Source organism: Paenibacillus pasadenensis (assembly GCF_023715725.1).
GTDB lineage: Bacteria > Bacillota > Bacilli > Paenibacillales > Paenibacillaceae > Paenibacillus_O > Paenibacillus_O pasadenensis_A.
This window is the reverse complement of record NZ_JAMBOT010000098.1, coordinates 1-226: the sequence shown is the minus strand read 5'-3', so window position 1 is coordinate 226 and position 226 is coordinate 1. Positions and strand designations below refer to the sequence as shown.

General features: G+C 56.6%; 1 rRNA gene. It reads right to left on the bottom strand.

Annotated features, from left to right (window positions below):
* Positions 1-226, bottom strand: a 23S ribosomal RNA gene (locus tag M3223_RS24160); the annotation flags it as partial.

The window sequence follows — 226 nt, the reverse complement described above, 5'->3', positions numbered from 1 at the left end:
GCTCTGCTCGCCTACCTGTGTCGGTTTGCGGTACGGGCACCTTCGCCTGGCTAGAGGCTTTTCTTGGCAGCCGGAGATCATGACCTTCGGTACTATAAATTTCCCTCCCCATCACAGCCCAGCCTTACGGTTTGCGGATTTGCCAACAAACCAGCCTCACTGCTTGGACGGACACATCCATCGGTCCGCGTCACTACCCTTCTGCGTCACCCCATTGCTCATAACG